The sequence below is a fragment of the Geodermatophilus sp. SYSU D00815 genome (genome assembly GCF_054050035.1).
The window spans coordinates 31,191-55,106 of sequence record NZ_JBJGYO010000018.1 but is presented as its reverse complement, the minus strand read 5'-3'; the positions used below and the strand labels follow the sequence as shown (position 1 = coordinate 55,106).

Below are 23,916 nucleotides of genomic sequence, written 5' to 3'. Positions count from 1 at the left end.
GGCCGTGTCAGCTGAGGTCGGGCAGGACCCGCAGGTGACCACGCCGGGTACCGCTGCCGTCGTCGGCAGGGTTCCGCGGCGGCTCCGGGCGAGCGGCCTCGCGGACCGCGTCGGCGAGGGCCAGCAGGTCGTCGCCGGTCGGACCGGAGTCCTCGACGTCGATCTCGTGCCGCACGACCTCCCAGCCGCGCGGCGCCGTGAGCCGCTCGGCGTGGAACTCGCACAGGTCGTAGCTGTGCGGCTCGGAGAACGTCGCCAACGGGCCCACGACAGCGGTCGACTCCGCGTAGACGTAGGTCAAGGTCGCCGCTGCCGGTTGCGCGCAGCCGCTGCGCGAGCAGCGACGTGACTGCCTCACCACCGGTTCCTCACGCGAGGCACAGTAACGCCGCCCGTGCGGAGATCGCAGCAGGCGCACCGGGAAAGGGGTGGAGGGGCACATCCTGCACGATGGCCCCAGCGGCACCGACACCGGTCCGGTCGGCCGCTGAGCAGCCCGTCAGGCGCCGGGAGCCGTACGCTCGCACCCGTCATGACCCGCCCGCCCCGCCGTTCCCGCCGCGACCGCCACGGTCGCGGGCTGCGCGGACGTCTGGTGCCCGACGGGGTCCCGCTGGGCCGCAGCCGCGCCGAGCAGTTCGACGACCTCGTGCTCGACGCGGTGGAGGACCTCGAGCGGCGGTGGGAGCGGGAGCTGGCCGGGGTCGAGTTCGCCGTCGAGGACGTCCCGTGGGTCGACCACACCAGTCCCGACGAGATCGTGCTCGACCCCGACGTGCTGGAGGACGGCAGCGTGCCCCTGGCGCGGGTGCTGCCGGCGCACCGGGAGAACGGCCGCGAGGTGCCGCCGCGGATCATCGTCTACCGCCGGCCGCTGGAGATCCGCGCGCACGACCGCGACGACCTGGCCGACCTGGTCCGCGACGTGGTCGTCGACCAGGTGGCCGTGCTGCTGGGCCGCGACCCCGAGGAGATCGACCCCTGAGCGGGCCCTCCGGCCCCCGTTCCCTCACGCCCCCAGGTCGCGGGCGATGCGCCGGGCCTCGGCCAGCCGGGCCCGGGCGAAGGACGCGTCCAGCCCGTCGCCGCGGTCGGGCCGGGTGAGCCGGGCCACCAGCTGATCGAGGGCCACCGCGTGCCAGAGCAGGCCCACGTCGGGCTCCTCCCACCCGGCCGTGCGGTCGAGGACGACGTCGGCGATCGTCGCGCGGTCCTCCTCGTCGGCGGTGGTGGCCCAGAGCGTGAGCAGGTCGCGGTGGCGCGGGCCCGGGCAGACACCGGCCCACTCGAGCACCACGACCCGGCCGCGCTGCTCGTCGAGGACGGCGTTGGCGGCGCGGAAGTCGCCGTGGGAGACCTCCGACAGCGGCAGCTGGCGGGCCGCGGCGCGGATCGCCCGCAGCTCCCCCAGCCGCACCCCGCCCCGGACGAGCCGGCCGGCGTCCTCCACCGACGCCCGCGCCCGGCCGATCGCCGGCGCGCGCGGCGGCAGCCACGGGTCCCCCGGCGGCGCCGGCAGCGGCGCGATGCGGACGGCCGCCTCGACCGCGGCGCCGGTCCAGCCACGGCCGCCGGCGGTCGCGCCGTGCACGCGGCCGGAGACCAGCCAGCGGCCGTCGTCGTTGGCCGCCAGCGTCTCGGGCACGCCGACGTCCCGCTCCTCCGCCCAGCGCCGCCCGCGCAGCTCCGCGCGCAGCCGCAGCCGCCCGCTCTCGGTGACCGCGAGGTCGACGACCCGGTCGGCGAGCACGCCCTGGACGACCCCGAGCCGGGCGGAGAGGTCGGTGGTCGACAGCAGCGGCTGCTCCACGCCCAGCTCGGCCAGCAGCGCCGCGATCCGCGCGCGGGCCGTCTCGTCGGCCGGTCGGCGCGCCTCGCTCATCACCGGGATCCAAGCACGTTCCCACGGGTGCGGCGGGTCGGCGCGGCGCCCCTGCGATGCTGAGGGCGATGGACGTGACCGCCGCGGCCGCCGGGCCGTCTCTCGCGCTCGGGATCGCGGTGACCGGCGCGGTGCTGGCGCTCGCCGTGGCCGTCGCCCTGGCGGTCACCTCCCGGCGGACGCGGCGCACGCCGGCGGCGGCGGGCGAGCCGGGGCCCTGGGTCTTCCCCGACGACGACCTGCCCGCCTTCCGCGACCACCCGCCCGGGTTCCCCGGCGCGCGCCCGGCGGGCGCCCCCGCCGGGCAGCGCCCGGCGGCCGGGCCCGCGGCTCCGGCCGGGGACCCGGTGCGGGCGCTCACGGTGCTGGCGCTGGTGGCGCTGCTGCTCATCACGGCCGCGGCGGCCGTGGCCGCGCTGAGCGGCGGTGCGGCCGCCGGCCGGGCGGCCGAGCCGCGCCCCGTGCCCTCCCCCACCCCGCCCGCCGCGGGACCCGTGGCGGCCCGCCTGGCGTTCGACGTCGTCGTCCTGGAGCGGCACCCGGTCGGCGTCACGGTGACCCGGCCCGAGGTCACGGTCACCGCGGCCGCCGACGGGACCGCGCGCGGCCACCTGCGGCTGCCGAGGTGGAACTGCCTCACCGGGCAGGCGACGGCCGACCCGGCGGCGGCCGGGTGCCGGGCGACGAGCACGGAGCACGCCGACCTCTCGTCGCCGGCGCTGTCGGTGTCGCGGTCGCACGGGGAACTGCGGCTGTCGGGTCGGTTCCCCGCCTACCGCAGCCCGGGGGGCGTCGAGCGGGTCGGCACCGGAAGGACGTACACGCTGGCCCTCGTCGCGCGCGCCGAGGACCCCGCGGCGGCGGGGTGGACGGGCGCCTCCGGTGAGCTCGTCCTGGGGGACGCCCGGGCGCCCGCGGTGGACGACCCCGCGGTCAGCGCGGTGCTCGTCGGCCCCTGACGGGGCCCGGCCACCAGCGCCGCCCGGGCAGGCCGGGCCAGGGCAGCTCCGGGCGCGGGCCGCCGGTCGCGGTCAGCGACACCAGGGGGGCGCCCATCTCGCGGCCCAGGGCACCCGCCCCGGCGACGCCGCGCCACGGCCAGCGGTCGGCGCCGTCGAGCAGCGTGAGGAGGGCGGCGCGCGGCGCGTCCGGCCCGCCGACCACGGCCAGCTCCAGCTGCCCGATGGCCGCGTGCACCCGCGCCGCCGTCCGGACGAAGGTGCGCGCCCGCCGGTCGGGCTCGGCGGCCAGCAGGGCGGGCAGCGCCCGCTCGAGGGCCCGCGGATCGGTCGTCCGGTGCACCGGCCCCAGCTCCTCGAGCGCGTCGACCAGGCGCTCGGTGCGGCCGCTGCCGAACGCCGCGGAGGGCAGCCGGGCGGCCAGCGCCGCGGTCGTCGGGCAGCCGAGCGGCAGCCCGGCCAGCCGCAGCGCCCAGGGACGGCGCAGCCCGGCGAGCAGGTCGACGATCCCGGCCGCCAGCCGGTCGGCGGCCTCGTGGTCGGCGGCGAGGAGCCGGAACGGCGGCCGGCCCGCGGGAGCCGGCGTGGCGGGGCCGTCGCCGAGCAGCGTGGCCTCCACAGCCACGCCGCGGGGGCGCAGGGCCAGCAGCGCCAGCCCGTCGGGGCGGCCCTGCGGGTGGGGCTCGACGACGACGGCCACCGGCCGCACCCGGGAGCGGGAGGCGTCGGCGGTGGTGAGGACGGCGGTCAGCCAGGGCCCGCGGGCCGGCACCGGCGCGCGCAGGCGGGCCATCAGCGGCGCGGCGCCGCGGACCTCCCGGACCACCCGGGCCCGACCGCCGACGACCCGGGTGGACACGCCCCCCATACGACCACAGCCGCCGACGGCGGACCGGCGGCGGCTGGGCGTGGCCTCCCCGCCGGGAACGAGCGAGGGAGGGCGGGCGGTCGCTAGACCGCGCGGCGGCGCAGGCGGCGACGCTCGCGCTCGGAGAGGCCGCCCCAGATGCCGAAGCGCTCGTCGTTGGCCAGCGCGTACTCGAGGCACTCGGCCTTGACCTCGCAGCCGGTGCAGATCTTCTTCGCCTCGCGGGTGGAGCCGCCCTTCTCGGGGAAGAACGCCTCGGGGTCGGTCTCGGCGCACAGCGCCCGCTCCTGCCACGACTGGGCGTCGGCCTCGAGGCCGATGCCGAGCAGGCCGGCGATGCCCTGGCCCCCGAGCGGCCCCGCGACGCCGTGGTCGGAGCCCAGGCCGAACCGGTCAGCCGACCGCTCGGACGCGCCCATGTAGTCGCTCAACCACGACACCTCCGCCATGACGATGCGTCCCCTCTCGCTCTCGTCCCGGTGCGCGTCGCCGAGACGCTCTCTGGCCGCTGCACCGGATGACACCGCGGGAATTACACGCGTGTCGCTCCGAGGCCGTCAACTTCGCTCGTTGTAAGCGGATCGCCACACCGTTCCCACTGGTCACGGTCGTTCGTCAGATTCTCGCCAAGGCCCGCGACACGCCGGGCGAACAGTCGACAACTGCCATGCGGCACGATGCGTTTCGTGCAGATCGTCGTGCTCGCCGGAGGCGTCGGCGGCGCCCGTTTCCTCCGTGGGCTCAAGGGGGCCGCCCCCGGTGCCGACATCACCGGGATCGTCAACACCGGCGACGACGTGACGATGCACGGGCTGCGGATCTGCCCCGACCTCGACACGGTCCTCTACACCCTCGGCGGCGCCATCGACGAGGAGCGCGGCTGGGGCCGCGCCGGGGAGAGCTGGACGGTCAAGGAGGAGCTGGCCGCGTACGGCGCGGACCCCGCCTGGTTCGGCCTCGGCGACCGCGACCTGGCCACGCACCTCGTCCGCACCCGCATGCTCGACGCCGGGTACCCCCTCTCCCAGGTCACCGCCGCCCTCGCCGAGCGCTGGAAGCCGGGCGTCACCGTGCTGCCGATGAGCGACCAGCGGGTCGAGACGCACGTCGTGGTCGCCGATCCCGACGACACGGCGGCCGGCACGGGTCAGGCCGGCCGCCGGCAGCGCGCGATCCACTTCCAGGAGTGGTGGGTGCGCCACCGCGCCGCGCTGGAGCCCTCCGCGTTCGTGCAGGTGGGTGTCGACTCGGCGCGTCCGGCACCCGGTGTGACGGAAGCGATCGCGTCCGCCGATGCGGTCCTGCTGGCGCCCTCGAACCCCGTCGTCTCCGTCGGCACGATCCTCGGCGTCCCGGGGATCCGGGAGGCCGTCCGGGCGGCGCGGGCACGCGTCGTCGGGATCTCCCCGATCATCGGCGGCTCCGTGGTGCGCGGGATGGCCGACCGCTGCCTGCCCGTGCTCGGCATCGACGTCAGCGCCGAGGGCGTCGGCCGCTTCTACGGCGCCCGCACCGACGGCGGTCTCCTCGACGCGTGGCTCGTCGCGCCCGGCGACGACACCGACGTCCCCGGCGTCGACGTCCGGCAGGTCCCGCTGCTCATGTCCGACCCCGGGAAGACCGCCGCGCTCGCGCGCGCCGCCCTGGACGCCGCCGGTGTCTCCTGACGGACCCCCGCCCGGCTTCTCGGTCCACCCGGTGCCGGGCCTGCCGGAGTTCGGCCCGGGCGACGACCTCGCCGCCGCGATCGCCGGCGCCGCGCCCTGGCTGGCCGACGACGACGTCGTCGTGGTCACCTCCAAGGTCGTCTCCAAGGTGGAGGGCCGGCTGGTGCGGGTGCCGCCCGGCGAGGACCGGGAGGCCGCCCGCCAGCGGGCCATCGACGGCGAGACGGTCCGCGTGGTGGCCCGCCGCGGGCCGCTGCGCATCGTCGAGACCCGCCAGGGCTGGGTGGTGGCCGCCGCCGGCATCGACGCCTCCAACGTCGCCGGCGACGCGCTGGTGCTGCTGCCCGAGGACGCCGACGCCTCCGCCCGCCGCCTGCGGGAGCGGCTGCGCGCGCTGCGCGGGGTGGACGTCGCCGTCGTCGTGAGCGACACGTTCGGGCGCACCTGGCGCGAGGGGCTGACCGACGTCGCGGTGGGCGCGGCCGGCATCGTCGCGCTCGAGGACCACCGCGGCGCGACGGACCGCTTCGGCAACACCCTGGAGACCACGCAGGTCGCCGTCGTCGACGAGCTCGCCGCCGCCGCCGACCTGGTGAAGGGCAAGCTCGCCGGGGTGCCGGTCGCGGTGGTGCGCGGGCTGCCCGTCGTCCGCCCGGACGGCGACGGACCCGACGCCGGCACCCGGCCGCTGGTCCGCCTGGGCCCGGGCGACCTGTTCCCCTACGGCGCGCGCGACCTCGTGGCCTCCCGCGAGCCGGCCGCCGACCTCGTGCCCCGCCCCGGCGAGCGGGAGGCGGTCGCGGCGGCGTTCCGGGTGGCCAGCGCCGCCCTGCCGGAGTTCCCGGTCGTCCTGCGCCACGGCGGCGAGGGCGACGGGGTGGTCGACGTGCACCTGCCCGACCGGGCCACGACGACCGCCGCGCTCAACCTGGGGGCACTGCTCGGGGCCGTGATCGTCCAGCTGCACGCCGAGGGCTGGCGGACCCGCTGGGAGCCGGTGGGCACCCCCGGCGGCAGCTCCCTCGTCGGGAGGTTGTGGCTCGGCTCCGACGGGCCCTGACCTGCGGCCGTTCGATAGCGTCGCCGCCGTGGAGATCCGCGAACTCGCCGTCCCGGACAGCTACGTGGTCGACCTCGTGCCGCACGGGGACGCCCGCGGCCGGTTCACCGAGTGGTACCGCGCCGACGTCCTGTCCGGCGCGACCGGGTTCGGGCTGGGCCTGGCCCAGGCCAACCACAGCGTCTCCGCCCGCGGCGTGCTCCGCGGCGTCCACTTCGCCCTGGTCCCGCCCGGGCAGGCGAAGTACGTGTACTGCCCCTCCGGCAAGGTCCTCGACGTGGTCGTCGACGTCCGGGTGGGCTCCCCCACGTTCGGCGTGCACGACTCGGTGCTGCTCGACAGCGAGGCCCCCCGGGCGGTGTACCTGTCCGAGGGGCTCGGCCACGCGTTCGTCTCCCTGGCCGACGGCACTTCCGTCACCTACCTGGTCTCCACCGGGTACGCCCCCGACCGGGAGTTCGGCATCCACCCGATGGACCCGGAGCTGGACCTGCCCTGGCCGGCCGACGTGGAGTTCGCGCTCTCGGCCAAGGACCAGGCGGCGCCCACCCTGGCGCAGGCGCGGGAGCAGGGGATCCTGCCCACGATGGAGCAGTGCGCCGCCCGCTACGCGGAGCTCCGGGGCGCCTGATCCCTCACATCCGGCGGTAGTCCGTCGGGGCCACCCGCGGCCCGCGCCTGGGCGGGCGGCTGCCGCCGATCTCGAGCAGCCGCACGACCCGCTGCCGGTGGCCGCGCCACGGCTCGAGCAGCTCCATCATCCCGTCGTCGTCGGTCTTGCGGCCGGCCAGGGACCAGCCCACCAGGTTCTTCAGGTGGTAGTCGCCGTAGCTGACGGTGTCGGGGCAGCCGAAGGTGCGCTGCACGACCTCGGCCGCCGTCCACACGCCGATGCCCGGCACGGTCTGCAGCCGCTTCTGCAGCGTCGGGGAGTCGGGCGCGGCGTCGCACGGCTCCAGCCGGGAGGCGACCGACGCCACGGCGCGCAGCGCCCGCCGGCGGGCGCCGTCGAGCCCGCAGCGGTGCCACTGCCAGTCGGTCACGGCGAGCACCCGCTCCGGCGTCGGGACGACGCGCATGCCCTCCGGCGCCGGTCCGGGCGCCGGCTCGCCGCAGAGCCGCAGCAGCGCGCGGAACACCCGGTGGGCCTCGATCACGGTCACCTTCTGCTCGAGCACGGCCGGCAGCAGGGCGTCCCAGGTGCGGCCGGTGCGGCCCAGCCGCAGCCACGGCGAGCGGCGGTGCACCTCGGCGAGCAGCGGGTGCCCGCACGGGTCGAACTCGTCGGGCCGGTCGTGGGCGCCCAGCCAGCCCGGCACGCGCGTGCCGGCCCAGACCGCGCCCGGGCCCCACGCCCGGACGCGCACCTCGAGCCCCTCCGGGCAGGCGACCGCGCGCAGGTGCACGGTCGCCGGCCCGTCGGGGGTGGACATGGTGCGCCAGGTGCCGTCGTCGGCGTGCCGCAGCGTCGGGTCGCCGGTCCCCCGCAGGTCGCGGGAGAGGGCGCGGCGCACGTCCAGCGGCCAGTCGGGCCGCCAGACCGATTCGTACGGAGGGGTGCTCAGGGAAGACTCCGGGTGACGAGCTGGAGCGGCCCCGCTGCAGGGGCCCACGCCGAGCCTGCGAGGCGTGGGGGGCAGCGGGGTCCTCTACTTCGGGGCCATGCGCAGCGCGCCGTCCATCCGGACGACCTCGCCGTTGAGGTAGCCGTGCTCGACGATGTCGAGGGCGAGCTCGGCGAAGTCCTCGGGCCGGCCGAGGCGCTTGGGGAACGGTATCCCCGCCGACAGCGCCTGCCGCGCCTCCTCGGGCAGCGAGCCGAGCAGCGGCGTGTCCACCAGCCCCGGGGCGATGGTGCACACCCGGACGCCGACGGTGGCCAGGTCGCGGGCCGCCGGGAGGGTCATGCCGACGACGCCGCCCTTGGACGCCGAGTAGGCCAGCTGGCCGATCTGCCCGTCGAAGGCGGCGATCGAGGCGGTGTTGACCACCACGCCGCGCTCGCCGTCCTCCAGCGGCTCGGTCCGCGACATGGCCGAGGCGGCCAGCCGCAGCACGTTGAACGTGCCGACCAGGTTGACCGTGACGACCTTCACGAACGCGCCGAAGTCGTGCGGCTCGCCGCCGCGGCCCACCGTGCGCTGCGCCCAGCCGATGCCGGCGCAGCTGACCGCGATCCGCAGCGGGCGGTCCTTGCCGGTGGCGTCCTCGATCGCCGCCTGCACCGAGTCGGGGTCGGTGACGTCGGTGCGGACGAACGTGGTGTGCCCGCCCAGCTCGTCGGCGAGCGCCTTCCCGCGCTCCTCCTGCAGGTCGAGGATGGTCACGGCGGCCCCGCGGGCGGCCAGCTCGCGCACCGTGGCCTCGCCGAGCCCGGAGGCCCCACCGGAGACGACGGCGGCGACGTCGTAGGTCTTCATGCCCGGCACGCTAGCGGCCGCCTCAGCTGAACCGTGACCCGTGTCTCTCCTCCACGGCGGCCAGCAGCGCCTTGACCCGCTCGGCGTCGCCCACCGGGCACACCATCGTCACGTCGGCGGTGTGGACGACGACGCTGTCCCGCACCCCCACCAGGGCGACCAGGTGCTCCGGGTCGTCGCTGAACACGATGTTGCCGGCGGCGTCGAGGGTCACCGCCAGCCCGCGGACGGCGTTGCCGGAGTCGCCGGCCAGGGTCGAGGCCAGCGCCGGCCACGAGCCGACGTCGAGCCACTCCACGTCGAGGTCGGCCACGAGCACCCGCCCGGGCTCGGTCGCGGCCGGCTCCAGCACGGCGTAGTCGACGCTGATCTTCGGCAGGGCCGGGAACACCTCCGCGAGGACGGCGTCGCGGGCCGGGCCGGCGGGTTCGGCGACGACGCGGGCCAGCCCCTCCGCCGTCTCGGGCAGGTGGTCGGCCAGCGCGTCGAGGACGGTGCGGGCGCGCCAGACGAACATGCCCGAGTTCCACAGGTACTCCCCCGACGCCAGGTACGCCTCGGCGGTGGCGAGGTCGGGCTTCTCCCGGAAGGACGCGGCCTCGGCGACACCGGGCACCTCGGTGGCCGCGCCGCGCTGGACGTAGCCGAACCCGGTGGCCGGCGCGGTCGGCACGATCCCGAGGGTCACCAGCGCGTCCGGGCGGGCCGCCAGGGCGTCGAACGCCGTCCCCAGCGCCGCGGCGAACCGCTCGACCGGCCGGATGACGTGGTCGGCGCTGACTACCGCCAGCTCGGCGTCGGGGTCGACGTCGGCCACCAGCGCGGCGGCCAGCCCGACGGCGTTGGCGGTGTCGCGGGCCACCGGCTCGAGCACGAGCCGGTCGGGCCCCAGCTCCGGCAGGGCCGCGCGCACCTGCGCGCCGTAGCGGGCGGCCGTGCAGACCCAGATGTTCCCGGTGGGCAGCACGGCCTGCAGCCGCGCGAACGCCTCGGCCAGCAGGCTGTGCGCGCCCTCCCCGGCTCCGGCCCCGCCGTCCGGGAGCGCGCCGTCCGAGATGATGTCGAGCAGCTGCTTGGGCCGCTGCGCGCGGGACAGCGGCCACAGCCGCGTGCCCGACCCGCCGGCCATGACCACCGCGTGCCGCACCTGGGTTCCTCTCTCAGTCGTCGCCGGCCGGACGGGCCCGGCGCACGCCCCGCGGCCGCCAGCGGCGCCGGGGGGCGACCGAGAGCTCGGCGGCCGAGCGCTGGGGGGCCGCGCCGGCGCCGACCCGGGCGCTGACGTAGGAGACGAGCATCCGGGCGCCGAGGCCCGCCCGCAGCGCGATGCGCAGCGGCGCGTGGGCCGGTCCGGGGTAGCGGCGCGACATGTAGCGCAGCGCGCTGGTGTGGTGGACCCGCTGCATGCGGTGCGGCGACCGGCGGGTGGAGTGCCCGCCCTCGTGCTCGACGAGCGCCGAGGGGGCGTAGACGTGCAGCCACCCGCCCCGGCCCAGCCGGTCGCCGAGGTCGACGTCCTCGAAGTACATGAAGTACCCGGGGTCGAAGCCGCCGACGGAGTGGAAGGCCTCGAGCCGGACCAGCAGGCAGGAGCCGGACAGCCACCCCGCGGTGCGCTCCCGCGGCTGCTCGCGCTCCCTGCGGTACCGCGCGGTCCACGGGTTGCGCGGCCACGCCCAGCCGAGCAGCGCGTGGCCGGTGCCGGTGGAGAGCGAGGGCAGGTCGCGGGCGGACGGGTACAGCTCGCCGTCGGGGCTGCGGATGGCCGGCCCCACGGTCGCGGCCCGCGGCCAGCGGTCGGCCACGGCGAGCAGCTCGTCCACCGCGCCGGGCTCGAACCGGATGTCGGGGTTGGCCACGACCGCCCAGCCGCCGCGCAGGTCGGCCAGGCCGGCGTTGACGGCGGCGCCGTAGCCGACGTTGCCGCCGGTGCGCAGCAGCCGCACGTGGGGGTGGGTGGCGGCGGCCCGCTCCGGCGCGCCGTCGGTCGAGCCGTTGTCCGCCAGGACGACGTCCAGCGGCCGGGTGGTCGCCTCGCGCAGCGTCTCGAGGAAGTCGTCGAGGGCCTCTCCCGGCGAGTACGTCACCGTCACCACGCGCAGCGGCGAGGTTGCGGTCCCGTCGAGCACGCCTCGACCCTACGTGCCCGCCACGCCCGACCCGCCGGTCCCCGGACGGGTGACCGCCCCGACGTCACCCGGTTGGTCGTCGGGCTCGCCGGTACTGTCGGTGAGCATGTCGACCCGCACACCCGACCTGGTCGTCGTCGGCTCGGGGTTCTTCGGTCTCACCGTCGCCGAGCGGGTGGCGAGCCAGCTCGACCGGAAGGTGCTGGTCCTCGACCGGCGGGACCACATCGGGGGCAACGCCTACTCCGCCCCGGAGCCCGAGACGGGCATCGAGGTGCACGTGTACGGCGCCCACCTGTTCCACACCTCGAACGAGCGGGTGTGGCGGTACGTCAACCAGTTCACCGAGTTCACGAACTACCAGCACCGGGTCTTCACGATCTACCGGAACCGGACCTACTCGCTGCCGATCAACCTCGGGACGATCTGCCAGTACTTCGAGCGCAGCTTCACCCCCGACGAGGCCCGCGCGCTGGTCGCCGAGCAGGCCGGCGAGCTGGACACGGCCGAGGCCACCAACCTCGAGGAGAAGGCCGTCTCGCTGATCGGCCGGCCGCTCTACGAGGCCTTCATCCGCGGGTACACCAAGAAGCAGTGGCAGACCGATCCCACGGAGCTGCCCGCCGCGGTGATCGCGCGGCTCCCGGTCCGCTACACGTTCGACAACCGCTACTTCAACGACACGTACGAGGGGCTGCCGGTCGACGGCTACACGGCCTGGCTGACCCGGATGGCCGACCACCCGAACATCGAGGTGCGGCTGTCCACCGACTACTTCGACGTCCGCGACGAGCTCCCGCCGGACGTGCCCACGGTCTTCACCGGGCCGATCGACAAGTACTTCGGCTACGAGGCCGGTGAGCTGGGCTGGCGCACCCTCGACTTCGAGACCGAGGTGCTGCCGGTCGGCGACTTCCAGGGGACCTCGGTCATGAACTACGCCGACGAGGACGTGCCGTGGACCCGGATCCACGAGTTCCGGCACTTCCACCCCGAGCGGGACTACCCCGCCGACAGGACCGTCGTCGTCCGCGAGTACTCGCGCGCCGCCGAGACCGGCGACGAGCCGTACTACCCGATCAACACCCCCGAGGACCGCGCCAAGCTCGAGCGCTACCGGGAGCTCGCCAAGAAGGAGGCCGCCGAGCGGCGGGTGCTCTTCGGCGGCCGCCTGGGCACCTACAAGTACCTCGACATGCACATGGCGATCGGATCGGCGCTGACCATGGTCGACAACCGGATCCGTCCCTTCTTCGACGAGGGCGGCGCGCTCGACGGCCGCCTGGAGGACTGACACCCGCATGACCACCACCGAGCAGTCCCCTGCGTCCCCCGAGCGGGTCAGCGAGCCGTCGCGGGAGGACCTGCGACCGGGCCGGGCGGTGACGCTGCTGCAGCGCGTGATCATGCCGCGCCCCGGGGACCCGCTGAAGGTCCGCAGCCTCTACCTCGACGAGGCCAGCGCCGGCCGGGTCACCACCCCCGACCGGTACTCGGCGACGGTGTCCGCCGGCCGGGAGCTGTCGTTCGCCACCTACTTCAACGCCTTCCCCGCCAGCTACTGGCGGCGGTGGACCACGCTCGAGACCGTGGTGCTCTCGCTGCGCCTGACCGGCGGCGCCCGCGTCGACATCTACCGGTCCAAGGCCAACGGCGACATCATCCACGTCACCGGGGCCACCTCCGAGGGGGTCGACCAGACCCTGGAGTTCGAGCTCGAGCTCGCGCCGTTCATCGACGGCGGCTGGTACTGGTTCGACGTCACGGCCGACTCCGACGCCCGGGTCGAGGCCGGCGGCTGGTACGCCCCCCGCGCCGCCGACCGTCCCCCGCGGCTCGCCGTCGGCATCTGCACCTTCAACCGGCCGACCGACTGCGTCGCCGCGCTGGAGGCGCTGTCCACCGACGGCGTGGCGCTGGAGGGGGTCAGCCACGTGATCGTGGCCGACCAGGGCAACCAGAAGGTCCGCGACGCCGCCCGGTTCCCGGGTGTGGCCGCCGCCCTCGGCGACCGCCTACGCATCGTGGAGCAGCCGAACCTGGGCGGCAGCGGCGGGTTCGCGCGGGCGATGCACGAGATGGTGACCGGCACCGACGCCAGCCACCTGCTCTTCCTCGACGACGACATCCTGCTCGAGCCGGACAGCCTGGTGCGGGCGCTGGCGTTCGCCTCGTTCACCTCCCACCCCTCGCTGGTCGGCGGGCAGATGCTGGCGCTGCAGGACCGGTCGGTGCTGCACGTGATGGGCGAGGTCGTCGAGCGGGACAAGTTCTTCTGGCGCAACGCCCCGCACACCGAGTACGGGCACGACTTCAGCGAGGAGACCCTGCGCGAGTCGACCGACCTGCACCGGCGGATCGACGTCGACTACAACGGCTGGTGGATGTGCCTGATCCCGCGCGAGGTGATCGAGCACATCGGCCTGCCGCTGCCGCTGTTCATCAAGTGGGACGACGCCGAGTACGGCCTGCGCGCCGCGGAGCACGGCTACCCCACGGTGACCCTGCCCGGCGTGGCCATCTGGCACCTGTCCTGGACCGACAAGGACGACACCGCCGACTGGCAGGCGTACTTCCACTGGCGCAACCGGCTCGTCGTCGCCGCGCTGCACTCACCGCGCCGCCGCGGGGGCGCGCTGCTGCGCGACCTGTTCAAGTGGGACCTGAAGTACCTGATCATGCTGCAGTACTCGGCGACCGCCCTGCACCAGCACGCCTACAAGGACTTCCTGGCCGGTCCGGAGAAGCTCTTCGAGCTGCTGCCCACGGCCCTGCCGACCGTGCGCGAGGAGCAGCGGGCCTACGACGACGGCCGGGTGCTGCCCTCCACCACCGAGCTGCCGCTGCCGACGATGAGCCCGGTCAAGGCCGAGCGCATGCTCAAGCCGCCGGTCAACCCGCTGTCCATCGCCCGGACCCTGGCCGGCGCCCTGGTGCACAACCTGCTGCCCGCCAAGGGCGACCACGACCGGCCCCAGCTCAACGTCGCGGCGCAGGACGCGCGCTGGTTCCTGCTCGCGCGCCTGGACAGCGCGACGGTGGGGACGGCGGACGGCCGCGGCATCACCTACCGGCGGCGGGACTCGCGCACCTTCTGGAAGCTGCTGCGCGAGTCGCTGCGGCTGGAGTGGACGATCTACCGGCGGTGGCCCGAGCTGCGCAGGGCCTACCGCGACGCGCTGCCGCGGCTGACCAGCGTCGAGGCGTGGGACGAGGTGTTCGGCCGGCGCTGAGGCCCGGCCGGGGCGTCGCCCGCACGGGCGGCGCCCCGCGGGCCGGGCGCCTCAGCGGCGGCCGAAGTGCTCGGTACGGCCGGCGCGGGTCAGGCGCCGCCACTCCCGCCAGCCCTCCACGTCCTGCCGCCGGAGCAGGAAGTACCAGCTGAACCGGATCCACTCCAGCGGCAGCAGCCAGCGCATCCCCGGCTGGGCCATCAGGTAGCCGCGGTTGCGGTACGTGTAGAAGCGCTTGACCGGGTCGTCGGGGTACTGGGCGGACAGCGCCTGGCCGAGGAGCGGCTTGAACTCGGCCGAGCCGTCGGGGTGCAGGTAGGCCGCCCGCGTCACCGTGCCGAAGCGCAGCCCGGAGCGCAGCAGGCGCCGGTGCAGCTCGGTCTCGTCCCCGCGGACGAACATCCGCAGGTCCGGCACGCCGACGACCTCGAGCGCCTCGGCCCGGAAGAGCGCGCCGTTGAACAGCGACGCGTAGCCGTGCAGGACCCGGATGTCGCGGAAGTCGTCCCGGCGGCGGCGCCAGCGCAACCCGCGCCGGAGGGGGAAGGCCAGCCGGTCGGGGTGCCGGATGTCGACGACCATCGGCGAGACCTCGTCGAGGCTGTCCTCCACCGCCGTGCGCAGCAGGGTCTCCAGCACCCGGTCGTCCTCGGGCCGGCCGTCGTCGTCGGCGCACCAGACCCAGTCGGCGCCGAGCGCGAGGGCGTGCAGCATGCCGAGCGCGAACCCGCCGGCACCGCCGAGGTTGCGGCGCGACGGCAGGTAGGTGGCCGGCAGATCGAGCCCCTCGACGATCTCCCCGACCTTGGGGTCGGCGGCGTTGTCGACCACCACCACGCGGTCGACCCGCCGGGTCTGCCGGCAGAGGGCCTCGAGGCTGCGCTCCAGCGAGTCGGGCCGGTCCTTCGTGACCACCACGGCGATCACGACGTCGGCGGCCAGGATCCGCCGGCCGGGCCCGGTCACGGGCCGTGCCCGCCGTACATGCGCAGGATGTCCTCGAGCTCGCCGTGCGCGCGCACCCGGCCGTGCTCGAGCCACAGGGCGGTGTCGCACAGCTGGCGCAAGAACTCCTCCGAGTGCGACGCGAACACGAGCAGCCCTGCGCGCTGGACCAGGTCGGCCAGCCGGTCGCGGGCCCGCTCCATGAAGGCCGCGTCCACCGCACCGATCCCCTCGTCGAGGAGCAGGATCTCCGGGTCGATGCTGGTGACCACCCCGAGGGCGAGGCGGATCCGCATCCCCGTCGAGTATGTCCGCAGCGGCAGGGAGAGGAAATCGCCCAGTTCGGTGAACTCCGCGATGTCGTCGACGCGGGCCAGCATCTGCTTGCGGCTCATCCCCAGGAACAGGCCCCGGATGAGGATGTTCTCGTAGCCGGAGATCTCCGGGTCCATGCCGACGCCGAGGTCGAACACCGGCGCCACCCGCCCGTGGATCTCCGCCGTCCCGCGGGTGGGCTCGTAGATCCCCGAGAGCAGCCGCAGCAGCGTGGACTTGCCGGCCCCGTTGTGCCCGACCAGGCCCACCCGGTCGCCGTGCTGGAGGTTGAGGGTGATGTCCTTCAGCGCCTCGACGATCGGCACCTTGGTGTCGCTGGCGATGTTGCCGCCCACGACGCCGAGCACCGTCTTCTTCAGCGACCGCGTCTTGGCGTCGAAGATCGGGAAGTCGACGCAGGCGTCCTTGGTGGTGATGCTCACGCGGGTGACGTCGGACGTCATGGTCACACCCAGTAGGACACGCGGGCGCGGTAGCGCCGGAGCACGAAGAGGGTCAGCGCCCAGCCGACCACGGTGATCACCAGGACGACGACCCAGAACCGCAGCTCCTGGGGCTGGCCGAGCAGCGGCCGCCGGATGATCTCGATGAAGTGCAGGAACGGGTTGAGCTCGGCGAGCTGGGCCCGCTCGGCGATCGTCGGGTTGGGGCTGTTGAGCAGGGTGTCGTACATCCACACGATCGGGGTCAGGAAGAAGGCCAGCTGCACGACCGACTGGGTGATCGGCGTCAGGTCGCGGAAGCGGGTGGTCACGACCCCGAACAGCAGCGCGACCCAGGCCCCGTTGACCACCAGCAGGAGGAACGCCGGGATCGCGGTGAGGCTGGCCCACGACAGGTCCTGCGGGAAGACGAAGAGCATCACCACGTAGACGATCAGGTTGTGCAGGAAGAACAGCACCTGCCGCCAGACCAGGCGGTAGACGTGCACGCTCAACGGCGCCGGCAGGTGGGTGATCAGCCCGACGTTGGCGATGAAGACCTCGGCGCCCTCGGTGATGCAGCCGCTGATGAAGCCCCAGACGATGAAGCCGACCAGCACGTAGGGCAGCTGCTCCGCCAGCGGGGTCTGGAACAGGCCGGCGTAGAGGATGCCCAGCGCGATCGCCGTCACCGCCATGGTGATGGAGATCCAGATCGGCCCCAGCACCGAGCGCCGGTACCGCTGGCGGATGTCCTGCCAGCCGAGGTGTCCCCAGAGCTCCCGCTGCCGCCAGCCCGCTCGCAGGTCGTCGAGCGCTCGCGTCAGGGAGACGGTGGGAGCGGTCACCGCACCGGGTCGGAGGAGAGCTGCCGCACCGTGGGGGCCCCTCCTCGCGTCCGGTCGTCAGGTCCGGCCGGACACCGGGTGGGTCAGGCCGCTACTGCGCGAGCGTACGTGCGCAGGTGCTGCTGCGCACAGGCGGTCCAGGTGAAGGTGGCCGCCCGCTCGACCGCGAGCGCCGAGAGCTCGGCCCGGCGCCGGCCGTCCGCGAGCAGCGCGGCCAGCTCCGCGCCGATGCCGGCGGCGGTCGCGTCGGTGTAGGCCACGGCGTCCCCGCCGACCTCGGGCAGGGCGAGCGAGGTGGTGGTCAGCACCGGCGCACCGCAGGCCATCGCCTCCAGCACCGGCAGGCCGAAGCCCTCCCCCATGCTCGGGTAGGCCACGACCTCCGCGCCGCCGAGGAACCCCTTGAGCATGTCCAGCGGCAGGTACCCGGGCAGGTGCACCTCGAGGTGGTCCGGCACCGAGGCGAGGGCGTCCTCGATCCGGGTGTCCCACCCGCGGCCCCCGGCCACGACCAGGGCCGGCGGCTCGGGCAGGTCGGCGACCGCCCGGCGCCACCCCTCGATGAGGAAGGGCACGTTCTTGCGCGGCTCGATGGTGCCGAGGAAGGCCACGTAGCTGCGGGCGCGCAGGCCGAGGTGCTCGCGCACCGCCTCCTTCTCCCCGCCCGTCGGCAGGCGGAACACGCACGGGTCGACCCCGTGGTGGGCGACGTCCACCTGGCCGCGGACCCCGCCGGTGACCCGGGTCAGCTCGTCGAGGGTGGCGTACGACGGCACGACGCAGCGGGCGGCCCGGCGCAGGGACGCCTTGGTCCAGGAGCGGAAGAACATCCGCTTCACGGGGATGTGCACGTCGGGGTGCGTGAAGAAGGTGGCGTCGTGCAGCGTCGTCACGACCGGCACCCGGCTGCGCAGCGGCATCGTGTAGTGCGGCGAGTGGATGACCTCGGCCCCCACCCGCTCGGCCAGCCGCGGCAGGCCGGTCTGCTCCCAGACCAGGCGCGCGGGCACGCGGGAGACGTTCTCGGGAGCGGCCACCACGTCGCCGGTCGGCGCGAGCTTGCCGTAGTACTCGAGGTCGCGCGACTGGCAGACGACGACGAGGTCGGCCTCCAACGCGTCGAGGGCGGGGACGAGCTGGTCGACGTAGCGCCCGACACCGCCCCGGTTGGCCGGCACTGCGGTGGCGTCCAGGAGGACGCGCGGCCCGGTGGTCATCATGACACCCACCCTTCACTGAGAGGCAGCCCAACCATACGGAGAGTTGCCAATGCGGCGAACCCGTCCGATGGCGTGTCGTGACGGAAGATTCCGCCCAAAAGCCCGTGCCGCTAGAACCACAATTGCCGTAGTCCCACCGCCATTCCGCAGGCGTGGGCGACCCGCCGGCACCAGGGATTACGCGGCGTCCCGGTGGTCCCACGCACCCCGCGCGGAACGGCCGGGAGCCCTCCCCGGCGGCCCTAATCTGACCCGCGCCGGCGTCCCGGGACGCCGCGGCCGACCGGCAGCACGACGACAGAGGGGCGACCGTGAAGATCTCGCTGAGGAGACCGTCCGAGGGGCGGCGCTGGCTGGTCGCCTTCGTCCTCTTCTCCACGCTCGGCGGGCTGTGGGGCCTGTCCAGCCCTCTGTTCAGCGTCCCCGACGAGCCGGCGCACACGGTCTACGCCGCCGCCGCCGTGCGCGGCGAGGTCTGGGCGCCCATGGAGGACGTGCTGACCACCGTCACCGTGCCGGCCGACATCGCCCAGGCCGGTGGCGTCCCCTCCTGCTACGCCTTCTCCGGGACGATCACCGCCGAGTGCGCGCCGCAGTACGGCGGCCGCTCGGGCGAGGCCGAGGCCGTCACCTACGTCGGGCACTACCCGCCCGCCTACTACCTGTACGCGGGGCTGCCCACCCTGGTCGCCTCCGGCAAGGCCGCCGTCTACCTGATGCGCGCGCTGACCGCCGTGCTGGTGGGCGCGCTGCTGGCCTCGGCGACGTGCAGCGCGCTGGCCACCCGCCGGCCCCGCACGGCCCTCGCCGGCCTCGGCCTGGCGACCACCCCCATGCTGCTGTTCTTCGCCGGCGCGGTGAACCCGCAGGGCCCGGAGATCGCCGCCGCGATCAGCCTCTGGGCGGCCGGCTTCGTGCTCCTCACGCGGTTGCGGGAGGAGCACGGGCTGCCGCTGACCTGGCGCGAGCCGGCGCTGCGCCGCAGCCTGGTCGCGATCGTGCTGCTGACCCTGATGCGGCCGATGTCGCTGCTGTGGCTGACCCTGATCGTGGTCGCGCTGCTGGCGCTGCTGGGCACCCGCGAGGGCCTGCTGCGGCTGCTGCGCAGCCGCGCGGTGCTCTCGGCGGTCCCCGTCGTGGCGGTCACCGCCGGCTCGACGTTCGTCTGGATCCTCCTGCGCGACGCGCTCACCCTCGCGCCGATGACCTTCTGGGAGGACATGGCCTTCCCCGAGGCCGCGGCCACGACCCTCACGTCGATCGACCGGCAGCTCGGGGAGATGGTGGGCGTCTTCGGCTGGCTGGACACCCCCCTGCCGCCGCTGCTGCTGCTGGCGTTCACGGTGGCGCTGGTCGCGCTCGGGACGCTGAGCCTGGCCGGGGCGGAGCGCCGGGCCCTGGTCGTCCTGGCCGTGCTGCTCGCCGTCGTCCTCCTGCTCCCCTCGGTCCTCCAGCTGATGACCTACCGCGAGAGCGGGCTCACCTGGCAGGGCCGCTACGTCCTGCCGCTCGCCGTCGGGCTGCCGCTGCTCCTGGGCCTGCTGCCGGCGACGGGCGAGCGCGGCGTGCCGACCCGGCGCGTGGTGGCGCTGGTGGCCGGGGTCTTCGTGCTCGTCCAGGCCGGCGCGCTGGTGTGGGCCGTGAACCGCTACGTCAACGGGGTCGACGGCTTCTACCGGCTGCTGGTCGGCAACTCGGGCCCGTGGGCCCCGCCGTTCCCCGTCCCGGTGCTCGCCCTCGCCGGGCTGGCCGTCACCGTCGCCTGCGCCGTGCTGGCCCTGCGCGCGGAGGGCCCCGCCCCGGCGACGACCGCGGACGAGCCGGCGGCGGGCGCGGACGAGCACGCGCCGACCGCCCCGCCCCGGCTCCGGTCCCCGCTGCCGGTGCCGCCGGTCCCGGAACCGGCCCGGGACCGCACGGCGCCGGTGACCGTGGTCCGCGAGCGCGAGCCGGCCGTCTGAGGCCCCGGCGGCGCCGACGGGCGTCCCGCCGGTGTGGCTAGTCTGGCGCGGTGCGCGGCATCATCCTGGCGGGCGGAAGCGGGACCCGGCTGTACCCGATCACCAAGGCCATCAGCAAGCAGCTGATGCCGATCTACGACAAGCCGATGATCTACTACCCGCTGTCGCTGCTGATGAATGCCGGGATCCGCGAGATCCTGATCATCACCACCCCCGAGGACCAGGGCAGCTTCCAGCGGCTGCTGGGGGACGGATCCGACATCGGCATCGAGCTCAGCTACGCCGTCCAGCCGCGGCCCGAGGGGCTCGCGCAGGCGTTCCTGATCGGCGCGGAGTTCATCGGTGACCAGCCGGTGGCCCTGGTCCTCGGCGACAACATCTTCTACGGCACCGGCCTCGGCGAGAGCCTGCGGGCCAACACCGACCCCGACGGCGGCCACGTCTTCGCCTACCACGTGGCGAACCCGCAGGACTACGGCGTGGTCGAGTTCGACGAGAACGGGCGGGTGCTCTCCATCGAGGAGAAGCCGGCGCGGCCGAAGAGCTCCTACGCCGTCCCGGGGCTCTACTTCTACGACAACGAGGTCGTCGACATCGCCCGCGCGATCCGGCCCAGCGCCCGCGGCGAGCTGGAGATCACCGCGGTCAACGACGAGTACCTGCGCCGCGACCGGCTGACGGTCACCGTCCTGCCGCGCGGCACCGCGTGGCTCGACACCGGCACGCACGTGTCGATGATGCAGGCCGCCGAGTTCGTGCAGGTCGTGGAGGACCGGCAGGGCTGGAAGGTCGGCTGCATCGAGGAGATCGCCTGGCGGCGCGGCTACATCGACGACGCCCAGCTCGAAGCCCTGGCCAAGCCGCTGCAGAAGAGCGGGTACGGCGACTACCTGATGGGCCTGCTCGCCGAGGGCTGAACCACCGGCCGGTCAGGCCACCCGCCGGTAGACCTCCAGGTGCCGCTGGGCGGTCGCCGCCCACGTGTACCCGGCGGCGCGCTCGCGACCGGCCGCCACCACGGCGGCGCGCAGCCCCGCGTCGCCGCACACGCGGCGCAGCGCGTCGGCCAGCCCGTCCGGGTCGCCCGTCGGCGCGGCCACCGCGGCCGGTCCGCCCACCTCGAGCAGCGCCGGGTCCTCGGAGGTCACCACCGGGACGCCCGCCGCCATCCCCTCCACCACGGGCAGGCCGAACCCCTCGGCCAGGCTCGGCACGACCAGCGCGGCGGCGTTGGGGAGGACCGCGGCGAGATCGCGGTCGTCGAGCCGGCCGAGCACGCGCACCCGGCCCTCCGGGAGGCCGGCGGCACCGGCCACCGCGACCGGGTCGAGGCCGCCCCACCCCGGCGCGCCCACCAGCGCCAGCGGCAGGTCCGGGGCCCCGGACCTGGCCAGTGCCCGGATCAGGACGTCGAGGCCCTTGCGCGGTTCCAGCGTGGCCAGGCTGAGCAGGTAGCCGCCCGCCGTCAGCCGCAGCCGGTCGAGGCGGGCGGCGGCGTCGTCGGGCACCGGCAGCGGGGTGGCGCCCAGCGGCACGACGTCCGGGTCGTGGCGCAGCGGCAGCCGCTCGGCGAGGGCGCGGGCGGTCGCCGCGCTCGGCACCACGACCGCGTCGGCGGTGCGCACGGCCCGCTCCGCCATGGCGCGGTGCCAGCGCACACCCCGGGGGGTCAGCGTCTCGGGGTGGGTCCACGGCACCGCGTCGTGGACGGTCACCACCAGCGGGCGCCGGCCGCGCGGCGGGAGCAGCAGCGTGGGCGCGTGCACCACGTCGGCTCCTCGGGGCACCGGGCCGGTCCCCCGCTCCCACACCGCCGTCAGGGCCCGCCGCCCCAGCGGGAGCCGCCGCGGCCCGGCGACCCCCGGCACCCGGGCCGCCGCCGCGTCGCGGTGCCACGCCGTCCACCCGGTGACGGCGGTGCCGTCCGCGGCGAGGGAGCGCGCCAGCTCGACGGCGTAGCGGCCGGTCCCGCCCGGGACCGGCGCCAGCGCCTGCTCCAGGACCAGGCCGAGGCGCATCAGCCGCGGAAGCCCTCCTGCATGGCCACGGACAGGGCCTCCCGCCACGGCCGCGGCGCGGGGAGGCCCGCTGCCGTCCAGGCGCCGCCGTCGAGCACCGAGAACGCCGGTCGCGGCGCGGGGCGGGGGAACTGCGCGGTCGTCGTCGGCAGCACCCGCGAGGGGTCGGCGCCGACCTCCTCGAAGACGGCCCGGGCGAGCCCGCACCAGCTCACCTGGCCGGCGTTGGTGAAGTGCAGCACGGGCGGCGCCGGCTCGGCCCGGTCGCCGAGCGCGACCAGGCCGGCGGCGAGCTCGGCCGACCAGGTCGGCGAGCCCACCTGGTCCTCGACGACGGAGACGGTCTCGCGCTCCTTCTCCAGCCGGACCATCGTGCGCACGAAGTTGGCGCCGTGCCGGCCGTACACCCACGCCGTGCGGACGGTCGTCGCGTCGCCACCGGCGGCGGCGACCGCCCGCTCCCCCGCGGCCTTCGTCCGGCCGTACGCCGAGCGGGGGGCGACCGGCGCGTCGACCGGGTACGGCTCGGTGGCGGTGCCGTCGAACACGTAGTCGGTGGAGACGTGGACCAGCCGGCCGGCGCCGGCCATCTCCTGCGCCAGCCAGCCGGGGGCGTCCCCGTTGACCACCTGGGCGGTCGCCTCGTCCTCCTCGGCGGCGTCCACGGCGGTGTAGGCGGCCGCGTTGACCAGGACCGCCCGGTGCCCGCGGCGGCGCGCCTCGTCCAGCCAGGACCGCACCAGCCGGCGGACGCCGGCCTCGTCGGTCAGGTCGAGCTCGTCGCGGGCGACCCCGCGGACGTCGTCGTCCGGCCGCCCGCCGAGCACCTCCAGCAGGTCGTGGCCGAGCTGGCCGCGGGCTCCGGTGATCAGCCAGGCGACGCTCACCGGCGGGCCGTGGCCGCGGCGGCCTTGAGCGGCTCCCACCAGTCGCGGTTGTCGCGGTACCACTGCACGGTCAGGGCCAGGCCGTCCTCGAACGACATCCGCGGCGCGTAGCCCAGCGCGGCGGTCTTGGAGTAGTCGACCGAGTAGCGCAGGTCGTGGCCGCCGCCGCGCGGGTCGACGATGTTCTCGACGTAGCTCCAGTCGCGGCCGGTGGCCTCGAGCAGCTTCTCCGTGAGCTCCTTGTTGGACAGCTCACGCCCCCCGCCGATGTTGTAGAACTCGCCGGGCAGGCCCTTCTCCACCACCAGCTGGATGCCCCGGCAGTGGTCGTCGACGAACAGCCAGTCGCGCACGTTGGCGCCCTCGCCGTACAGCGGCACCTTCTCGCCGTCGAGGAGGTTGGTGACGAACAGCGGGATGACCTTCTCGGGGAAGTGGTACGGCCCGTAGTTGTTGCTGCACCGGGTGATCGAGATGTTCAGGCCGTAGGTCTTGGCGTAGGCACGGGCGATGAGGTCGCTGCCGGCCTTGGCCGCGGAGTAGGGCGAGTTGGGCTCGAGGATGTGGTCCTCCTGCCACGAACCCTCGTCGATCGAGCCGTACACCTCGTCGGTGGATACGTGCAGCACCCGCCCCACGCGGTGGCGCAGCGAGGCCTCGAAGACCTGCTGCGCGCCGAGCACGTTGGTCAGCACGAAGTCGGCGGCGCCGTGGATCGAGCGGTCCACGTGCGACTCGGCCGCGAAGTTGACGACGACGTCGTGCCCGGGCAGGGCGGCGTCGAGGTCCTCCTGGCTGCAGATGTCCCCCTGCACGAACCGGTACCGCGGGTTGTCCGCGACCGGGGCGAGGTTGGCGAGGTTGCCGGCGTAGGTCAGCTTGTCGAAGACGGTCACCTCGGCGTCCTCGAAGCCGGGGTAGCCACCGCTGAGCATCGTGCGTACGTAGTGCGAGCCGATGAAACCGGCTCCGCCGGTCACGAAGATGCGCATGAGGACAGGGTTCCTCCGGATCGGGCGATCCGCACGCATGCGGGGGGATGCGCGGGGTCCGTGTGGTGA

The 23,916-nt window shown here is 75.1% G+C and carries 24 protein-coding genes; 9 read left to right on the top strand and 15 right to left on the bottom strand.

Annotated elements, in window-relative coordinates; genetic code table 11:
• Window positions 1-7 precede the first annotated feature (7 nt).
• Window positions 8-442 carry a DUF3499 domain-containing protein gene (locus tag ACI78S_RS17990; RefSeq protein WP_456975880.1) on the bottom strand — a complete coding sequence of 145 codons (435 nt, stop codon included), beginning with the start codon at window positions 440-442 and terminating at the stop codon, window positions 8-10.
• A 90-nt stretch (window positions 443-532) separates the two neighbouring features.
• Here ACI78S_RS17990 and ACI78S_RS17985 point away from each other — a divergent pair, with 90 nt between their 5' ends.
• The gene (locus ACI78S_RS17985; protein ID WP_456975807.1) at window positions 533-985 is read left to right on the top strand and encodes a metallopeptidase family protein; all 453 of its coding nucleotides are present in this window, start codon (window positions 533-535) and stop codon (window positions 983-985) included.
• Window positions 986-1,009: 24 nt separating this feature from the next.
• On the opposite strand, the gene ACI78S_RS17980 is transcribed toward ACI78S_RS17985, so the two are convergent.
• Window positions 1,010-1,882, bottom strand: coding sequence for a phosphotransferase (locus tag ACI78S_RS17980; RefSeq protein ID WP_456975805.1), 873 nt, complete (start codon window positions 1,880-1,882; stop codon window positions 1,010-1,012).
• 68 nt (window positions 1,883-1,950) lie between these two features.
• On the opposite strand from ACI78S_RS17980, the gene ACI78S_RS17975 reads away from it, so the two are divergent.
• On the top strand, window positions 1,951-2,841 hold the full coding sequence (locus tag ACI78S_RS17975) for a hypothetical protein (protein ID WP_456975803.1): 891 nt from the start codon (window positions 1,951-1,953) through the stop codon (window positions 2,839-2,841).
• Here ACI78S_RS17975 and ACI78S_RS17970 read toward each other — a convergent pair.
• Together ACI78S_RS17970 and ACI78S_RS17965 are read right to left on the bottom strand one after the other, a co-directional pair.
• Entirely contained in the window at window positions 2,816-3,709 is an 894-nt protein-coding gene (locus tag ACI78S_RS17970; protein ID WP_456975801.1) for a hypothetical protein, read from the bottom strand. The two genes, ACI78S_RS17975 and ACI78S_RS17970, sit on opposite strands and share 26 nt — an antisense overlap.
• Window positions 3,710-3,792: 83 nt before the next feature.
• A complete protein-coding gene (locus tag ACI78S_RS17965) occupies window positions 3,793-4,047 on the bottom strand; it encodes a WhiB family transcriptional regulator (protein WP_179722282.1) in 255 nt (84 codons plus the stop codon).
• Window positions 4,048-4,386: 339 nt separating this feature from the next.
• Here ACI78S_RS17965 and cofD point away from each other — a divergent pair, with 339 nt between their 5' ends.
• Genes cofD through ACI78S_RS17950 form a run of 3 tightly spaced genes read left to right on the top strand, consistent with a single transcriptional unit; the run spans window position 4,387 to window position 7,067 of the window.
• On the top strand, window positions 4,387-5,376 hold the full coding sequence (gene cofD, locus ACI78S_RS17960) for a 2-phospho-L-lactate transferase (protein ID WP_456975799.1): 990 nt from the start codon (window positions 4,387-4,389) through the stop codon (window positions 5,374-5,376).
• Window positions 5,366-6,436 (top strand): coenzyme F420-0:L-glutamate ligase, encoded by a 1,071-nt coding sequence (locus tag ACI78S_RS17955; RefSeq protein WP_456975797.1) that lies wholly within the window; start codon window positions 5,366-5,368, stop codon window positions 6,434-6,436. Before cofD ends, ACI78S_RS17955 begins: the two co-directional genes overlap by 11 nt.
• A gap of 28 nt (window positions 6,437-6,464) precedes the next feature.
• Window positions 6,465-7,067, top strand: coding sequence for a dTDP-4-dehydrorhamnose 3,5-epimerase family protein (locus ACI78S_RS17950; RefSeq protein ID WP_456975795.1), 603 nt, complete (start codon window positions 6,465-6,467; stop codon window positions 7,065-7,067).
• 4 nt (window positions 7,068-7,071) lie between these two features.
• Here ACI78S_RS17950 and ACI78S_RS17945 read toward each other — a convergent pair whose 3' ends face one another.
• The 4 genes from ACI78S_RS17945 to ACI78S_RS17930 all read right to left on the bottom strand — a co-directional run bounded on the left by ACI78S_RS17945 (window position 7,072) and on the right by ACI78S_RS17930 (window position 10,985).
• Window positions 7,072-7,950, bottom strand: coding sequence for a DNA-3-methyladenine glycosylase family protein (locus ACI78S_RS17945; RefSeq protein WP_456975793.1), 879 nt, complete (start codon window positions 7,948-7,950; stop codon window positions 7,072-7,074).
• 135 nt (window positions 7,951-8,085) lie between these two features.
• Entirely contained in the window at window positions 8,086-8,856 is a 771-nt protein-coding gene (locus ACI78S_RS17940; RefSeq protein ID WP_456975790.1) for an SDR family NAD(P)-dependent oxidoreductase, read from the bottom strand.
• Between the two features lie 22 nt (window positions 8,857-8,878).
• Window positions 8,879-10,003, bottom strand: a complete 1,125-nt coding sequence (locus ACI78S_RS17935; protein ID WP_456975788.1) for a mannose-1-phosphate guanylyltransferase — start codon at window positions 10,001-10,003, stop codon at window positions 8,879-8,881.
• Between the two features lie 13 nt (window positions 10,004-10,016).
• Entirely contained in the window at window positions 10,017-10,985 is a 969-nt protein-coding gene (locus tag ACI78S_RS17930; RefSeq protein ID WP_456975786.1) for a glycosyltransferase family 2 protein, read from the bottom strand.
• Between the two features lie 106 nt (window positions 10,986-11,091).
• On the opposite strand from ACI78S_RS17930, the gene glf reads away from it, so the two are divergent.
• On the top strand, window positions 11,092-12,279 hold the full coding sequence (gene glf, locus ACI78S_RS17925) for a UDP-galactopyranose mutase (protein WP_456975784.1): 1,188 nt from the start codon (window positions 11,092-11,094) through the stop codon (window positions 12,277-12,279).
• 7 nt (window positions 12,280-12,286) lie between these two features.
• The gene (locus ACI78S_RS17920) at window positions 12,287-14,218 is read left to right on the top strand and encodes a glycosyltransferase (RefSeq protein ID WP_456975782.1); all 1,932 of its coding nucleotides are present in this window, start codon (window positions 12,287-12,289) and stop codon (window positions 14,216-14,218) included.
• A 51-nt stretch (window positions 14,219-14,269) separates the two neighbouring features.
• Here ACI78S_RS17920 and glfT1 read toward each other — a convergent pair whose 3' ends face one another.
• From glfT1 to ACI78S_RS17900, 4 genes are all read right to left on the bottom strand, one after another.
• Window positions 14,270-15,184 (bottom strand): galactofuranosyltransferase GlfT1, encoded by a 915-nt coding sequence (gene glfT1, locus ACI78S_RS17915; RefSeq protein ID WP_456975780.1) that lies wholly within the window; start codon window positions 15,182-15,184, stop codon window positions 14,270-14,272.
• Window positions 15,181-15,942: a galactan export ABC transporter ATP-binding subunit Wzt/RfbE gene (gene wzt, locus ACI78S_RS17910; protein ID WP_456975778.1), complete on the bottom strand. Its 762-nt coding sequence runs from the start codon at window positions 15,940-15,942 to the stop codon at window positions 15,181-15,183. Before wzt ends, glfT1 begins: the two co-directional genes overlap by 4 nt.
• A 2-nt stretch (window positions 15,943-15,944) precedes the next feature.
• The gene (wzm, locus tag ACI78S_RS17905; RefSeq protein ID WP_456975776.1) at window positions 15,945-16,769 is read right to left on the bottom strand and encodes a galactan export ABC transporter permease subunit Wzm/RfbD; all 825 of its coding nucleotides are present in this window, start codon (window positions 16,767-16,769) and stop codon (window positions 15,945-15,947) included.
• 83 nt (window positions 16,770-16,852) lie between these two features.
• Complete coding sequence (locus ACI78S_RS17900) at window positions 16,853-17,989, bottom strand: glycosyltransferase family 4 protein (RefSeq protein WP_456975774.1); 1,137 nt, start codon at window positions 17,987-17,989, stop codon at window positions 16,853-16,855.
• A 311-nt stretch (window positions 17,990-18,300) separates the two neighbouring features.
• Between ACI78S_RS17900 and ACI78S_RS17895 the strand changes: the two genes are divergently transcribed.
• Together ACI78S_RS17895 and rfbA are read left to right on the top strand one after the other, a co-directional pair.
• Complete coding sequence (locus ACI78S_RS17895) at window positions 18,301-19,950, top strand: DUF2142 domain-containing protein (protein WP_456975773.1); 1,650 nt, start codon at window positions 18,301-18,303, stop codon at window positions 19,948-19,950.
• A 50-nt stretch (window positions 19,951-20,000) separates the two neighbouring features.
• Window positions 20,001-20,867: a glucose-1-phosphate thymidylyltransferase RfbA gene (gene rfbA / locus ACI78S_RS17890; protein ID WP_456975771.1), complete on the top strand. Its 867-nt coding sequence runs from the start codon at window positions 20,001-20,003 to the stop codon at window positions 20,865-20,867.
• 12 nt (window positions 20,868-20,879) lie between these two features.
• On the opposite strand, the gene ACI78S_RS17885 is transcribed toward rfbA, so the two are convergent.
• Genes ACI78S_RS17885 through rfbB form a run of 3 tightly spaced genes read right to left on the bottom strand, consistent with a single transcriptional unit; the run spans window position 20,880 to window position 23,847 of the window.
• The gene (locus ACI78S_RS17885; RefSeq protein WP_456975769.1) at window positions 20,880-21,968 is read right to left on the bottom strand and encodes a glycosyltransferase family 4 protein; all 1,089 of its coding nucleotides are present in this window, start codon (window positions 21,966-21,968) and stop codon (window positions 20,880-20,882) included.
• The gene (rfbD, locus tag ACI78S_RS17880) at window positions 21,968-22,855 is read right to left on the bottom strand and encodes a dTDP-4-dehydrorhamnose reductase (RefSeq protein WP_456975767.1); all 888 of its coding nucleotides are present in this window, start codon (window positions 22,853-22,855) and stop codon (window positions 21,968-21,970) included. Before rfbD ends, ACI78S_RS17885 begins: the two co-directional genes overlap by 1 nt.
• Complete coding sequence (gene rfbB / locus ACI78S_RS17875; protein WP_456975765.1) at window positions 22,852-23,847, bottom strand: dTDP-glucose 4,6-dehydratase; 996 nt, start codon at window positions 23,845-23,847, stop codon at window positions 22,852-22,854. Before rfbB ends, rfbD begins: the two co-directional genes overlap by 4 nt.
• Window positions 23,848-23,916: the final 69 nt, after the last annotated feature.